Annotated in this window: 10 protein-coding genes and 1 tRNA gene; all 11 read left to right on the top strand. The window is 63.9% G+C overall.

What is annotated here, in order from left to right:
* Nucleotides 1-68: 68 nt before the first annotated feature.
* The 11 genes from B6K69_RS12870 to B6K69_RS12920 all read left to right on the top strand — a co-directional run bounded on the left by B6K69_RS12870 (nucleotide 69) and on the right by B6K69_RS12920 (nucleotide 14,860).
* Nucleotides 69-144: transfer RNA gene (locus B6K69_RS12870), tRNA-Trp, on the top strand.
* Nucleotides 145-287: 143 nt separating this feature from the next.
* Nucleotides 288-476, top strand: coding sequence for a preprotein translocase subunit SecE (gene secE, locus B6K69_RS12875; protein ID WP_107674717.1), 189 nt, complete (start codon nucleotides 288-290; stop codon nucleotides 474-476).
* 152 nt (nucleotides 477-628) lie between these two features.
* Nucleotides 629-1,165 (top strand): transcription termination/antitermination protein NusG, encoded by a 537-nt coding sequence (gene nusG / locus B6K69_RS12880; RefSeq protein WP_107674715.1) that lies wholly within the window; start codon nucleotides 629-631, stop codon nucleotides 1,163-1,165.
* Between the two features lie 95 nt (nucleotides 1,166-1,260).
* Nucleotides 1,261-1,713 (top strand): 50S ribosomal protein L11, encoded by a 453-nt coding sequence (gene rplK, locus B6K69_RS12885; RefSeq protein WP_107674713.1) that lies wholly within the window; start codon nucleotides 1,261-1,263, stop codon nucleotides 1,711-1,713.
* Nucleotides 1,714-1,717: 4 nt separating this feature from the next.
* Nucleotides 1,718-2,416, top strand: a complete 699-nt coding sequence (gene rplA, locus B6K69_RS12890) for a 50S ribosomal protein L1 (protein ID WP_108644069.1) — start codon at nucleotides 1,718-1,720, stop codon at nucleotides 2,414-2,416.
* Between the two features lie 418 nt (nucleotides 2,417-2,834).
* On the top strand, nucleotides 2,835-3,350 hold the full coding sequence (gene rplJ, locus B6K69_RS12895) for a 50S ribosomal protein L10 (protein ID WP_107674710.1): 516 nt from the start codon (nucleotides 2,835-2,837) through the stop codon (nucleotides 3,348-3,350).
* Between the two features lie 66 nt (nucleotides 3,351-3,416).
* Nucleotides 3,417-3,791 carry a 50S ribosomal protein L7/L12 gene (gene rplL, locus B6K69_RS12900; RefSeq protein WP_107674708.1) on the top strand — a complete coding sequence of 125 codons (375 nt, stop codon included), beginning with the start codon at nucleotides 3,417-3,419 and terminating at the stop codon, nucleotides 3,789-3,791.
* Between the two features lie 247 nt (nucleotides 3,792-4,038).
* Nucleotides 4,039-8,175: a DNA-directed RNA polymerase subunit beta gene (rpoB, locus tag B6K69_RS12905; protein ID WP_108644070.1), complete on the top strand. Its 4,137-nt coding sequence runs from the start codon at nucleotides 4,039-4,041 to the stop codon at nucleotides 8,173-8,175.
* A gap of 77 nt (nucleotides 8,176-8,252) precedes the next feature.
* Complete coding sequence (gene rpoC / locus B6K69_RS12910) at nucleotides 8,253-12,503, top strand: DNA-directed RNA polymerase subunit beta' (RefSeq protein WP_108644071.1); 4,251 nt, start codon at nucleotides 8,253-8,255, stop codon at nucleotides 12,501-12,503.
* Nucleotides 12,504-12,705: 202 nt separating this feature from the next.
* Entirely contained in the window at nucleotides 12,706-13,932 is a 1,227-nt protein-coding gene (locus B6K69_RS12915) for a flavin-containing monooxygenase (protein ID WP_108644072.1), read from the top strand.
* Nucleotides 13,933-13,987: 55 nt separating this feature from the next.
* Nucleotides 13,988-14,860, top strand: coding sequence for a DMT family transporter (locus B6K69_RS12920; protein WP_108644073.1), 873 nt, complete (start codon nucleotides 13,988-13,990; stop codon nucleotides 14,858-14,860).
* The last annotated feature ends 43 nt before the right edge of the window (nucleotides 14,861-14,903 follow it).

Here is a 14,903-nt window from a genome sequence, read left to right on the forward strand (position 1 = left end):
GCGACAAAGAGCGGCCGCAAGACCCCTTGACCTCTTGCGCTGCCTGCCGTAACCCCTGCGCCGACCACAGGGGTATAGCTCAGTTGGTAGAGCGACGGTCTCCAAAACCGTAGGTCGCGGGTTCAAGCCCTGCTGCCCCTGCCATGGTCCCTTTTCCTGATCCTTGCCAGCCTTCGACGCCGCGAACCCGGACCATGGGGCGTTTCACTCTGTCGCGGCGCTTGAAATCCGGGGCGGCAGGCCGTATCTCGACGCGCAACCGATGATCCGAACCCGAAGGGCAGCCCATGGCCGCGAACCCGCTCCAGTTTCTTCAGCAAGTCCGTGGCGAAGTGGCCAAGATCCACTGGCCCGGCCGGCGCGAGGTCTTGCTGACCACGGTCATGGTCTTCATCCTGGCGGCCCTGACGGCGGTGTTTTTCAGCCTGGTCGATGTGATCATCCGCTGGGGCCTGACGCTGGTCATCGGCGCCTGAGACCTGATTTTGCTTGATCCGGGGCGGCCTAGAGGCTAATCCGCGACCGACCAAAGGCAAAAGGCGCGCATCGATTCGAGGTGCGCGCTGTTTTTTGTTCAGGAAAACCACGAAGGGGCGCAAGGCTCCCGCAATAAGGAAGAAGCGGCACCATGGCAAAGCGCTGGTATTCGGTAAGCGTCCTCTCGAATTTCGAGAAGAAGGTTGCCGAACAGATCAAGACGGCTGTGGCGGACGCGAATCTTGGCGACGAGATCGACGAAGTGCTGGTGCCGACCGAAGAGGTGATCGAGGTCCGGCGCGGCAAGAAGGTGACGTCCGAGCGCCGCTTCATGCCCGGCTATGTGCTGGTCCACATGGAGATGTCGAGCCGGGGCTATCACCTGATCTCGTCGATCAACCGGGTGACGGGGTTCCTGGGCCCGCAAGGCAAGCCGATGCCGATGCGTGACGCCGAGGTGAACACGATGCTGAGCCGGAGCGTCGAAGGGGGCGAGGCACAGCCGCGCAACCTGATCCGCTTCGACATCGGCGAGAAGGTCAAGGTCACCGACGGCCCGTTCGATGGCTTCGATGGCATGGTCGAGGAAGTGGACGAGTCGGCAAACCGGCTCAAGGTCTCGGTCTCGATCTTCGGGCGGGCGACGCCCGTCGAACTGGAATTCACCCAGGTGACCAAGGGCATCTGAGTGTATCGCGCGGGAGGCGAGCATCCCTGACCGGGGATGTCGGACCGCACCGCTAAACCGCGCCTTCGGGGCGCAGTGACAGAGGAGTAGGCCAGATGGCCAAGAAGATCATGGGCAGCCTCAAGCTGCAGGTGAAGGCGGGACAAGCCAACCCGTCGCCGCCGGTGGGCCCCGCGCTGGGTCAGCGCGGCCTGAACATCATGGCGTTCGTCAAGGAATTCAACGCCAAGTCGGCGGAACTGCCCCCGGGCACCCCGACGCCGGTGATCATCACCTATTACGCCGACAAGTCGTTCAGCCTTGAGCTGAAGACGCCGCCGGCTTCGTTCCTGGTGAAGCAGGCCGCCGGTCTGCCGCAAGTGGGCAAGCGGTCGCGTTCGAAGGGGTCGTCCAAGCCGGGCCGCGAAGTGGCCGGTTCGATCACCGCGGCGCAACTGCGCAAGATCGCCGAAACCAAGATGAAGGATCTCAACGCCAATTCCGTGGAAGCGGCGATGAACATCATCCTTGGCTCGGCCAAGTCCTGCGGCATCGAAGTGAAGGGCTGAAGCCATGACAAAGATCGCAAAGCGCGTGAAGAAGGCGCAGGAGCTGTTCGTCGGCAAGGCCAACCTGTCGGTTGAAGATGCTGTCGGCCTGATCAAGAAGGCCGCCTCGGCCAAGTTCGACGAAACCGTCGAAATCGCGATGAACCTGGGCGTTGACCCGCGTCACGCCGACCAGATGGTCCGCGGCGTGGTGGCCCTGCCGAACGGCACGGGCAAGACCGTGCGCGTGGCCGTGTTCGCCCGTGGCGCCAAGGCTGATGAAGCCAAGGCCGCCGGTGCGGACATCGTGGGTGCGGAAGACCTGCTGGAAACCATCCAGTCGGGCAAGATCGAGTTCGACCGTTGCATCGCGACGCCGGACATGATGCCGCTGGTCGGCCGTCTGGGCAAGATCCTGGGCCCGCGCAACCTGATGCCGAACCCCAAGGTCGGCACCGTGACGATGGACGTGAAAACGGCCGTCGAAGGGGCCAAGGGCGGCGAAGTGCAGTTCAAGGTCGAAAAGGCCGGCGTGATCCATGCCGGCGTCGGCAAGGTGTCGTTCTCGGACGAGAAGCTGGCGCAGAACGTCCGCGCCTTCGTGGAAGCCGTGACCCGCGCCAAGCCGCCGGGGGCCAAGGGCACCTATGTCAAGAAGGTCTCGCTCAGCTCGACCATGGGCCCGGGCGTTTCGCTGGACCTGTCCTCGACCGCCTCGGCCTGAGCCGGTTGCAGAGCATTGAAGCCACCGGCCCCCGGGCCGGTGGTTTTCTTTTTGCGGGCCGTCTGCAAGGATGGAAACCGCCCCCGCGTCCGCCTTCGCCGCCGTTTGGGGCGAAAACTGATGCCGGAGCCGCAGTTCCGTGATGCGGCGTCTTGGCTTGGCCGGAACAAGCGGATATGCACGGCCTCTGTCGTGGCTGCGTGATTCGTCACGTTGCCCCGACTTGCTTTGTCCGAGACGGCGGGTGGTGCGCAAACGCCTTAATACCCTGCCCGAGATGGAGTTCGAGACGTTTTTTCCCCGAGGTTCCCTCGGGCGATCTGGCTCTCGGGACTGCATCGTGGACCCGAACGTGGGGCATCCTTCGGATGTTCCACTGAATTGAGCCGGGGGGAGACCCCCAACTTGGAGTGAAACTGTGGATAGAGCCCAGAAAGAGAAAGTGGTCGAGGAACTCGGCCAGATCTTCGAAAGCTCTGGCGTCGTGGTGGTTGCCCACTACGAAGGCATGACGGTTGCACAGATGCAGGACCTGCGCGCGAAGATGCGCGACGTTAACGGGTCCGTCCGCGTTGCCAAGAACAAGCTCGCCAAGATCGCCCTCGAAGGGAAGCCCGCTGCAAAGATGGGTGACCTGCTGACGGGCATGACCGTGTTTGCCTATTCCGAAGACCCCGTGGCTGCGGCCAAGGTCTGCGAGGCTTATGCCAAGTCGAACGACAAGTTCGTTCTGCTGGGCGGTGCCATGGGCAACACGATCCTGGACCAGGCCGGTGTCAAGGCCGTCGCTTCCATGCCGTCGCGCGAAGAGCTTATCGCTCAGATCGTGTCGTGCATCGGTGCGCCGGCGTCGAACATCGCCGGGGCCATTGGCGCGCCTGCTGCAAACATCGCTGGCATTCTGAAAACCATCGAGGAAAAGGCCGCGGCCTGATCTTCGACATCCCTTCGTGGTTGACCAAACGTCGTTGGAACCCATCTAACCTTACGGAATGAGCAAATGGCTGATCTGAACAAACTCGCCGAAGAAATCGTCGGTCTGACCCTGCTGCAAGCGCAGGAACTGAAGACCATCCTGAAGGACAAGTATGGCATCGAGCCGGCCGCCGGTGGCGCCGTCATGATGGCCGCTGGTCCGGCCGCCGCTGTTGAAGCCGCGGAAGAAAAGACCGAGTTCGACGTTGTCCTGACGGATGCCGGCGCGAACAAGATCAACGTCATCAAGGAAGTCCGCGCCATCACCGGCCTGGGCCTCGTTGAAGCGAAGAACCTGGTCGAAGCTGGCGGCAAGGTGAAGGAAGGCGTCTCGAAGGCTGACGCCGAAGGCTTCAAGAAGAAGCTCGAAGAGGCTGGCGCCAAGGTCGAGCTGAAGTAATCGCGCTTGCGGACCATTCCGCAGCGATGATTTCTGGCTGGGGACAGAGCAATCCGTCCCCAGCCAAATCGCGTCTTGAAAGGGGCTTTGCCGGGCAAAGCGTCTTTCCGGGTGCGACAGACGGTTCGGGAGCTGCCTGACGGGACAGGTGGCAGGTATGGAACCGCAGGCCCCTCGCCAATCGGCGCGCCTTTCCGTGGCCCGACGGAGATGCGTTCCGGCGAAAAGATGAAAGGTTACGACGAGCATGGCGCAGCAAGCGTACGTTGGCCAGAAGCGGATTCGCCGCCATTACGGCAAGATCCGTGAAGTTCTGGAAATGCCGAATCTGATCGAGGTGCAGAAGTCGTCCTACGACCTGTTCCTGCGGTCGGGCGACGGTCCGAAGCCGCTGGACGGCGAAGGCATCCAGGGCACCTTCCAATCGGTGTTCCCGATCAAGGACTTCAACGAGACGGCCGTTCTGGAATTCGTGAAATACGAGCTGGAAAAGCCGAAGTACGACGTTGACGAGTGCATGCAGCGCGACCTGACCTATGCCGCGCCCCTGAAGGTGACGCTGCGCCTGATCGTGTTCGATGTCGATGAAACCACCGGCGCCCGGTCGGTCAAGGACATCAAGGAACAGGATGTCTACATGGGCGACATGCCCCTGATGACGCCGAACGGCACGTTCATCGTGAACGGCACCGAGCGGGTGATCGTCAGCCAGATGCACCGCAGCCCCGGCGTGTTCTTCGACCATGACAAGGGCAAGACCCATTCGTCGGGCAAACTGCTGTTCGCCTGCCGCATCATCCCGTATCGCGGTAGCTGGCTGGACTTCGAGTTCGATGCCAAGGACATCGTGTTCGCCCGGATCGACCGTCGCCGCAAGCTGCCGGTGACGACGCTGCTCTATGCCCTGGGCATGGATCAGGAAGGCATCATGGATGCCTATTACGACACGGTTCAATTCCGCTACGTCAAGAACAAGGGCTGGGTCACCAAGTTCTTCCCCGAGCGCGTGCGTGGCACCCGCCCGGCCTATGATCTGGTGGATGCCGCCACCGGCGAAGTCATCCTGAAGGCCGGCGAAAAGGCCACCCCGCGGATGGTCAAGAACTGGATGGATGCGGGCGCCGTCACCGAGCTGCTGGTGCCGTTCGACCACATCATCGGCCGCTATGCCGCCAAGGACATCATCAACGAGGAAACCGGCGAGATCTGGGCCGAGGCCGGCGACGAGCTGACCTGGGAACTGGACCGCGACGGCGAACCCAAGGGCGGCACCATCAAGGTTCTGCTTGACCAGGGCGTGACCGAGATTCCGGTGCTGGACATCGACAACGTCAATGTCGGCCCCTACATCCGCAACACCATGGCGGCGGACAAGAACATGGGCCGCGATACCGCGCTCATGGACATCTACCGCGTGATGCGCCCGGGTGAACCGCCGACCGTGGAAGCGGCTTCGGCGCTGTTCGACACGCTGTTCTTCGACAAGGACCGCTACGACCTGTCCGCCGTGGGCCGGGTCAAGATGAACATGCGCCTTGATCTGGGCAAGCCCGACACCCAGCGGACGCTGGACCGGGAAGACATCATCGCCTGCATCCGCGCGCTGGTTGAACTGCGCGACGGCAAGGGCGAGATCGACGACATCGACCACCTTGGCAACCGCCGGGTGCGTTCGGTCGGCGAACTGATGGAAAACCAGTATCGCGTTGGCCTGCTGCGCATGGACCGTGCGATCAAGGAACGCATGTCGTCGGTGGAAATCGACACGATCATGCCGCAAGACCTGATCAACGCCAAACCGGCCGCGGCGGCGGTGCGTGAATTCTTCGGCAGCTCGCAACTGTCGCAGTTCATGGACCAGACCAACCCGCTGTCGGAAGTCACCCACAAGCGCCGTCTGTCGGCCCTTGGGCCGGGCGGTCTGACCCGTGAACGCGCGGGCTTCGAAGTGCGCGACGTTCACCCGACGCACTATGGCCGGATGTGCCCGATCGAGACGCCGGAAGGCCAGAACATCGGTCTGATCAACTCGCTGGCGACCTTTGCCCGCGTGAACAAGTACGGCTTCATCGAGACCCCGTATCGCAAGGTCATCGACGCCAAGGTCACCGACGAGGTGGTCTACATGTCGGCGACCGAAGAGATGCGCCACACCGTTGCCCAGGCGAACGCCGCCCAGGACAAGGACGGCAAGTTCACCGACGACCTGATTTCCAGCCGGAAGGCGGGCGAGTTCATGCTGAACCCGCCGGACGCGATCGACCTGATCGACGTGTCGCCCAAGCAGTTGGTGTCGGTCGCGGCCTCGCTGATTCCGTTCCTGGAAAACGACGACGCCAACCGCGCGCTGATGGGTTCGAACATGCAGCGTCAGGCTGTGCCGCTGCTGCAATCCGATGCCCCCTTCGTGGGCACCGGGATCGAAGCGGTTGTCGCGCGCGACAGCGGCGCGGCCATCATGGCCCGCCGTTCGGGCGTGATCGACCAGGTGGACGCGACCCGTATCGTTGTGCGCGCCACCGAACTGCTGGAGCCGGGTGAACCGGGCGTCGACATCTACCGTCTGCGCAAGTTCAAGCGGTCGAACCAGTCGTCCTGCATCAACCAGCGTCCGCTGGTGAAGGTGGGTGACAAGGTGACCCGTGGCGAGGTGATCGCCGACGGCCCCTGCACCGACATGGGCGAACTGGCCCTGGGCCGGAACGTGATCGTCGCGTTCATGCCCTGGAACGGATACAACTACGAAGACTCGATCCTGATCTCGGAACGCATCCTGAAGGACGACGTGTTCACCTCGATCCACATCGAGGAATACGAAGTCGCAGCGCGCGACACCAAGCTGGGGCCGGAAGAGATTACCCGCGACATCCCGAACGTGGGTGAAGAAGCCCTGCGCAACCTGGATGAAGCCGGCATCGTCTATATCGGCGCCGAGGTGAACCCGGGCGACATTCTGGTCGGCAAGATCACCCCCAAGGGCGAAAGCCCGATGACGCCGGAAGAAAAGCTGCTGCGCGCCATCTTCGGGGAAAAGGCCAGCGACGTGCGCGACACCAGCTTGCGTCTGCCGCCTGGCGCCTATGGCACCGTGGTGGAAGTGCGGGTGTTCAACCGTCATGGCGTGGACAAGGACGAACGCGCGCTGCAGATCGAGCGCGAGGAAGTCGAACGTCTGGCGCGTGACCGCGACGACGAGCTGACGATCCTGGAACGCAACATCTATTCGCGTCTCAAGGCGCTGCTGATGGGGCGTGAGGCGGTCAAGGGTCCGAAGGGCATCAAGGCCGGGTCGAAGATCGACGAGGACCTGCTGGGCACGCTGTCGCGCGGCCAGTGGTGGCAGCTTGCCGTGGCCGAGGAAGACCAGGCCAAGGAAATCGAAGCCCTGCACGACCAGTTCGAGGCGCAGAAACGCGCCCTGGATCACCGTTTCGACGACAAGGTTGAAAAGGTGCGTCGCGGCGACGATCTGCCTCCGGGCGTGATGAAGATGGTCAAGGTGTTCGTCGCGGTGAAGCGCAAGCTGCAGCCGGGCGACAAGATGGCCGGCCGTCACGGCAACAAGGGCGTTATCTCCAAGGTCGTTCCGATCGAGGACATGCCGTTCCTGGCCGATGGCACGCATGTCGACCTGGTGCTGAACCCGCTGGGCGTGCCCAGCCGGATGAACGTCGGGCAGATCCTTGAGACGCATATGGGCTGGGCCGCGCGCGGTCTGGGCCTGCGCATCGACGAGGCGCTGCGCGACTTCCGCCGGTCGGGTGACCTGACCCCGGTGCGCGAGGCGATGCGCTTCGCCTATGGCGACGAGACCTATGAAGACGCCTTCGGCGGCATGGACAGCGACGAGCTGGTCGAAAAGGCCGCGCTGGTGACCAAGGGCGTTCCGATCGCGACCCCGGTCTTCGACGGCGCCAAGGAAGCGGACGTGAACGATGCGCTGCGTCGCGCGGGCTTTGACACTTCGGGCCAGTCCGACGTGTTCGACGGCCGCACCGGCGAGAAGTTCCAGCGCAAGGTCACGGTGGGCGTGAAATACATGCTCAAGCTGCACCACCTGGTCGACGACAAGCTGCACGCCCGTTCCACCGGGCCGTACAGCCTGGTCACCCAGCAACCGCTGGGCGGCAAGGCGCAGTTCGGCGGTCAGCGCCTTGGGGAAATGGAGGTCTGGGCCCTGGAAGCCTATGGTGCCGCCTATACCCTGCAGGAAATGCTGACGGTCAAGTCGGACGACGTGGCAGGCCGGACCAAGGTCTACGAAAGCATCGTCAAGGGCGAGGACAACTTCGAAGCGGGCGTTCCCGAGAGCTTCAACGTTCTTGTGAAGGAAGTCCGCGGCCTCGGCCTGAACATGGAACTCCTGGATGCGGAGGAGGAGTGAGCGGGACACCCCGCTTTTGGGGCGGCGCTTGCGCCGTCCCGCCCCTCTGACCGCAACCCTCTGATTGGGAAGATGAAATGAACCAGGAACTGACGAACAACCCGTTCAACCCGGTTGCTCCGCTGAAGACCTTCGACGAGATCAAGATCTCTCTGGCCAGCCCGGAGCGGATCCTGTCGTGGTCCTATGGCGAGATCAAGAAGCCGGAAACCATCAACTACCGGACCTTCAAGCCCGAGCGCGACGGCCTGTTCTGCGCCCGTATCTTCGGGCCGATCAAGGATTACGAATGCCTCTGCGGCAAGTACAAGCGCATGAAGTATCGCGGCGTTGTCTGCGAGAAATGCGGCGTGGAAGTCACGCTGCAGAAGGTGCGCCGCGAACGCATGGGCCATATCGAACTGGCCGCGCCGGTGGCGCATATCTGGTTCCTGAAATCGCTGCCGTCCCGCATCGGCCTGATGCTGGACATGACGCTGCGCGATCTGGAACGCATCCTGTACTTTGAAAACTATGTCGTCATCGAGCCGGGTCTGACCGACCTGACCTATGGCCAGTTGATGACCGAGGAAGAATTCCTCGACGCGCAGGACCAGTACGGCGCCGACGCCTTCACGGCGAACATCGGGGCCGAGGCCATTCGGGAAATGCTGGCGGCCATCGACCTTGGCCCGCTGGCCGACCAGCTTCGCGAGGAGCTGAAGGAAGCCACGGGCGAACTGAAGCCGAAGAAGATCATCAAGCGGCTGAAGATCGTTGAATCCTTCCTGGAATCGGGCAACCGGCCGGAATGGATGGTTCTGACCGTGCTGCCGGTGATTCCGCCGGAACTGCGCCCGCTGGTCCCGCTGGACGGCGGCCGCTTCGCCACGTCGGACCTGAACGACCTGTATCGCCGGGTCATCAACCGGAACAACCGTCTGAAGCGGCTGATCGAACTGCGTGCGCCCGACATCATCGTCCGCAACGAAAAGCGGATGCTGCAAGAGGCGGTCGATGCGCTGTTCGACAACGGCCGTCGCGGCCGCGTGATCACGGGCACCAACAAGCGCCCGCTGAAATCGCTGTCCGACATGCTGAAGGGCAAGCAGGGCCGCTTCCGCCAGAACCTTCTGGGCAAGCGGGTCGACTTCTCGGGTCGTTCGGTCATCGTGACCGGGCCGGAACTGAAGCTGCACCAGTGCGGCCTGCCGAAGAAGATGGCGCTGGAGCTGTTCAAGCCGTTCATCTATTCGCGGCTTGAGGCGAAGGGCCTGTCCAGCACCGTCAAGCAGGCGAAGAAGCTGGTCGAGAAGGAACGCCCGGAGGTCTGGGATATTCTGGATGAAGTCATCCGCGAACATCCGGTCCTTCTGAACCGCGCGCCGACGCTGCACCGTCTGGGCATCCAGGCGTTCGAGCCGATCCTGATCGAAGGCAAGGCGATCCAGCTTCACCCGCTGGTCTGCTCGGCCTTCAACGCCGACTTCGACGGCGACCAGATGGCCGTTCACGTTCCGCTCTCGCTGGAAGCCCAGCTTGAGGCGCGCGTCCTGATGATGTCCACGAACAACGTGCTGTCGCCCGCCAACGGCGCGCCGATCATCGTGCCGTCGCAGGACATGGTGCTGGGGCTGTACTACACCACCATGGAACGCAAGGGCATGGTCGGTGAAGGCATGGTCTTTGCTGACATCGACGAAGTCGAACATGCGCTGGCGGCCGGTGCGGTGCACCTGCACGCCAGGATCCAGGCCCGCCTGCGCCAGGTTGATGACGAAGGCAACATCGTCTGGAAGCGGTTTGAAACCACCCCCGGCCGCCTGCGGCTGGGCAACCTGCTGCCGCTGAACGCCAAGGCACCGTTCGAACTGGTGAACCGCCTGCTGCGGAAGAAGGACGTGCAGACCGTCATCGACACCGTCTACCGCTACTGCGGCCAGAAGGAATCGGTGATCTTCTGTGACCAGATCATGGGTCTGGGCTTCCGCGAGGCGTTCAAGGCCGGCATCTCGTTCGGCAAGGACGACATGGTGATCCCCGACAACAAGTGGACCATCGTGAACGAGGTGAAGGATCAGGTTGCCGGCTTCGAGCAGCAATACCTGGACGGTCTGATCACCCAGGGCGAGAAGTACAACAAGGTTGTGGATGCCTGGTCGAAGTGCAACGACAAGGTGACCGAGGCCATGATGTCCACCATCTCGGCCCCGCGCTTCGAAGAGAGCGGCGCCGAGAAGGAGCCGAACTCGGTCTACATGATGGCCCACTCGGGTGCCCGGGGGTCGGTCACCCAGATGAAGCAGTTGGGCGGGATGCGCGGCCTGATGGCCAAGCCTTCGGGCGAGATCATCGAGACGCCGATCATCTCGAACTTCAAGGAAGGTCTGACCGTTCTTGAATACTTCAACTCGACCCACGGCGCCCGGAAGGGCCTGTCTGACACCGCGCTGAAGACCGCGAACTCGGGCTATCTGACGCGGCGTCTGGTGGACGTGGCGCAGGACTGCATCATCCGCAGCCACGACTGCGGCACCGAAAACGCGATCACCGCTTCGGCGGCGGTCAAGGAAGGCCAGGAAACCGCGCCGCTGTCGGAACGGGTTCTGGGCCGCGTGGCCGCGGATGACGTGCTTGTCCCCGGCACCGACGAGGTGCTGGTGGCGAAGGGCGAACTGATCGACGAACGTCGCGCCGACATCATCGGTCAGGCCGGCGTGCAGTCGATCCGCATCCGCAGCCCGCTGACCTGTGAAGCGGAAGAAGGCGTCTGCGCCATGTGCTACGGGCGCGACCTTGCCCGCGGCACGCTGGTGAACCAGGGCGAAGCGGTCGGCATCATCGCCGCCCAGTCCATCGGGGAACCCGGCACGCAGCTTACCATGCGGACCTTCCACATCGGCGGCGTGGCCCAGGGTGGCCAGCAGTCGTTCCTGGAAGCCTCGCAGGAAGGCAAGATCGAGTTCCGCAACGCGAACCTTCTGTCCAACGCCGCAGGCGAGCAGATCGTGATCGGCCGGAACATGCAGATCGCCATCATCGACGAGGCGGGGCAGGAACGCGCCGTCCACAAGCTGACCTACGGCGCCAAGCTGCATGTCAAGGACGGCCAGACGGTCAAGCGCGGCAACAAGCTGTTCGAATGGGACCCCTTCAACCTGCTGATCGTGGCCGAAAAGGCCGGCGTGGCGCGGTTCAAGGACCTGATCTCGGGCATCTCGGTCCGCGAGGACACCGACGATGCCACCGGCATGACGCAGAAGATCGTGTCCGACTGGCGTTCCGCGCCGCGCGGCAGCGATCTGAAGCCGGAAATCATCCTGGTCGATCCGGCCACGGGGGAACCGGTGCGCGGCGACAACGGCAATCCGATCACCTACCCGATGTCGGTGGATGCGGTTCTGTCGCTGGAAGACGGGCAAGAGCTGAAGCCGGGTGACGTGGTGGCGCGGATTCCGCGCGAAGGTGCCAAGACCAAGGACATCACCGGGGGTCTTCCCCGCGTGGCGGAACTGTTCGAAGCCCGTCGTCCGAAGGATCACGCGATCATTGCCGAAAACGACGGCTATGTCCGCTTCGGCAAGGACTACAAGAACAAGCGCCGCATCACCATCGAGGCGGTCGACGACACGATCCAGCCGATGGAATACATGATCCCCAAGGGCAAGCACATTCCGGTTCAGGAAGGCGACTTCGTCCAGAAGGGTGACTACATCATGGACGGCAACCCTGCTCCGCATGACATCCTGCGGATCATGGGGATCGAGGCGCTGGCCAACTACATGATCGACGAAGTGCAGGACGTGTATCGCCTGCAAGGCGTGAAGATCAACGACAAGCACATCGAGGTGATCGTGCGGCAGATGCTGCAAAAGCTCGAGGTGCTGGACGGTGGCGACACGACCCTGCTCAAGGGCGAGCAGGTCGAGAAGCAGGAGCTGGAGGAAGAAAACGCCAAGGCCCGTGCCCGTGGCGGACGCGAGGCCAAGGCCGAGCCGGTTCTTCTGGGCATCACCAAGGCGTCGCTGCAAACCCGCAGCTTCATTTCGGCGGCGTCCTTCCAGGAAACCACCCGCGTGCTGACCGAGGCTTCGGTTCAGGGCAAGCGCGACAAGCTGGTTGGTCTGAAGGAAAACGTCATCGTCGGCCGGCTGATCCCGGCCGGGACGGGTGGCGCGACGGGCCGCGTGAAGAAGATCGCCGCCGACCGCGACCAGACGGTGATCGAAGCCCGCCGGAGCGAGGCCGAACAGGCCGCCGCGCTGGCTGCCCCGCTGGAAACGGCGGAGCCGGACTTCGACAGCAGCTTCGATGCGGGTCTTGTCGATACGGCCGAAAGCCGCGAGTGACGCCCCGCCTTCGGGCCTGACGAAAACGCCCCCGCCGCGCGCAAGCCCGGCGGGGGTTTTCTTTTGCCTGCGGCGGTTCCGGCTCGGCCTGTTTGATAGGATCAGGCTAACCAACGGCAAGAGAAATTGTGTTTCTCCCTATCCAAACTCTCCCATACATCATTCAGGGAATGACGGGGAAAGCGCGAAGGGATTGCCGGCCATGTCCATTGAAACCACGCACACGCTGATTGTCGGCGGCGGTCAGGCCGGCATCGCGATGAGCGAACATCTGGGCGCGCAGGGCATCCCGCATCTGGTGCTGGAGCGTGACCGCATCGCCGAACGCTGGCGCAGCCACCGCTGGGACAGCCTGGTCGCCAATGGCCCCGCCTGGCATGACCGCTTTCCGAACATGAGCTTCGAGGGTGTCGACCCTTTCGCCTTTGCGCCGAAAGACCGGATCGTCACCTATTTCGAGGATTACGCGAAGAAGATCGCCGCCCCCATCCGCTGCGGAGTTGAGGTGACGGGTCTGACGCGGCAGGCGGACGGTCAGTTCCGCGCCGAAACCACCGGGGGCGTGATCCTGGCGCAGAACGTGGTGGCCGCCACCGGCCCGTTCCAGAAGCCGATCCTCCCGCCGCTGGTGCCGGCCGAGACGGGTTTGATGCAGATCCATTCGACCGGCTACCGCAACCCCGCCCAGTTGCCCGAGGGCGCGGTGCTGGTGGTGGGCGCCGGGTCGTCGGGCGTGCAGATCGCCGATGAACTGCTGCGGGCGGGGCGCAAGGTCTATCTCTCGGTCGGCCCGCATGACCGGCCGCCGATCCGCTATCGCGGGCGCGATTTCGTGTGGTGGCTGGGTGTGCTGGGCAAGTGGGATGCGCCAACCGTTGCGCCGGGGATGGAGCATGTGACGATTGCCGTCAGCGGGGCGCATGGCGGGCGCACCGTCGATTTCCGCGATTTGGCCGCCCGGGGCATGGTGCTGACGGGCCGGACGCAGAGCTGCGTGAACGGCGTGCTGGGCTTTGCCCCGGATCTGGCGCAGAACATCGCGCGGGGCGATGCGAACTACCTGTCGGTTCTGGACGAGGCCGATGCCTATCTGGCGGCCAACGGCATCGACCTGCCGCCCGAACCGCAGGCACGGGTGCTGGGGCCGATGCCGGCCTGCGCGACGGACCCGATCCTGTCGCTGGATCTGGCGGAGGCCGGGATCAGCGCCATCATCTGGGCCACGGGCTTTGCGCTGGATTTCGGCTGGCTGCAGGTGCCCGGCGCCTTTGATGCCGCCGGCCGTCCGGCGCATCAGAAGGGGGTGACGCAGGTTCCGGGCCTGTATTTCCTGGGCCTTGCCTGGCTGTCGCGCCGCGCGTCGCCCTTCATCTGGGGCGCGTGGCACGATGCCCGGACCCTGGCTGGCCATATCGCGGCGCGCGGCTGACCCTTCCGGTTTCCCCGGTGGCCTGATAGCCACGAGGCTGGGGCAGGGGGCAGGTATGCAGCTTACCGACAACGCGCGCGGCGTGGTGCTGATGAACATCGCCATGGCGGCGTTCACGCTGAACGATACCGCGATGAAGGCGGCCATGCAGACGCTGCCGCTGTATCAGGCCATCGGCCTGCGCGGGATTCTGTCAACGCTGGCCATTGCGCTGATCGGGTTGCGACTGGGCGCGCTGACCCTGCGGCTGCCGAAGCGCGATCTGGGCTATGTCGCCATCCGCACCTTTGCCGAGGTGGCCTCGACCCTCACCTTCCTTGCCGCCCTGGTGCATATGCAGATCGCCAATCTGTCCGCGATCATGCAGGCGCTGCCGCTGGCGGTGACACTGGCCGCCGCGGTGTTCCTGGGCGAGGCGATCGGCTGGCGCCGGGCGCTGGCCATCGGGGTGGGGTTTGTCGGCGTGCTGATCATCATCCGCCCCGGCACCGAAGGCTTTGACCGCTGGTCGGTGCTGGGCATCGTCTCGGTTGCCTTCGTGGTGCTGCGCGACCTGTCCACCCGCAAGATGAGCCGGGCCGTTCCCTCGGTGACCGTGGCGGTCGCGGCCTCGGCGGCGGTGATGCTGGTCGGGCTGACCGGCGCCACGGTCGAGGGCTGGCAGACCGTCACCCCGAAAGAGGCGATGCTGATCCTGTTTGCCGGGGTAGCGCTGATCGCGGGCTATCTGTCGGTTGTCGCCACCATGCGGGTGGGCGACATCGGGGCCGTCGCCCCGTTCCGCTATATGGCGCTGCTCTGGGCCATCCTGATGGGCTGGCTGGCCTTCGGCAACCTGCCCGATACCTGGACGCTGATCGGATCAGCGCTGGTTGTGGCCAGCGGGCTGTTCACCCTGCTGCGCGAACGCCGTCTGCGCCACGGATAGGGCGGGCCAGACCGGCCCCCGCACCGGGACCGTCTGTTGACAC

The organism is Pseudogemmobacter blasticus, assembly GCF_003071405.1.
GTDB lineage: Bacteria > Pseudomonadota > Alphaproteobacteria > Rhodobacterales > Rhodobacteraceae > Pseudogemmobacter > Pseudogemmobacter blasticus.

Bases quoted from the DNA above. Each gene is read 5' to 3' on its own strand.
- B6K69_RS12920 (WP_108644073.1), top strand. From the start codon at position 13,988: ATGCAGCTTACCGACAACGCGCGCGGCGTGGTGCTGATGAACATCGCC.
- rpoC (WP_108644071.1), top strand. From the start codon at position 8,253: ATGAACCAGGAACTGACGAACAACCCGTTCAACCCGGTTGCTCCGCTG.
- secE (WP_107674717.1), top strand. From the start codon at position 288: ATGGCCGCGAACCCGCTCCAGTTTCTTCAGCAAGTCCGTGGCGAAGTG.
- rpoB (WP_108644070.1), top strand. From the start codon at position 4,039: ATGGCGCAGCAAGCGTACGTTGGCCAGAAGCGGATTCGCCGCCATTAC.
- rplA (WP_108644069.1), top strand. From the start codon at position 1,718: ATGACAAAGATCGCAAAGCGCGTGAAGAAGGCGCAGGAGCTGTTCGTC.
- nusG (WP_107674715.1), top strand. From the start codon at position 629: ATGGCAAAGCGCTGGTATTCGGTAAGCGTCCTCTCGAATTTCGAGAAG.
- rplK (WP_107674713.1), top strand. From the start codon at position 1,261: ATGGCCAAGAAGATCATGGGCAGCCTCAAGCTGCAGGTGAAGGCGGGA.
- B6K69_RS12915 (WP_108644072.1), top strand. From the start codon at position 12,706: ATGTCCATTGAAACCACGCACACGCTGATTGTCGGCGGCGGTCAGGCC.
- rplL (WP_107674708.1), top strand. From the start codon at position 3,417: ATGGCTGATCTGAACAAACTCGCCGAAGAAATCGTCGGTCTGACCCTG.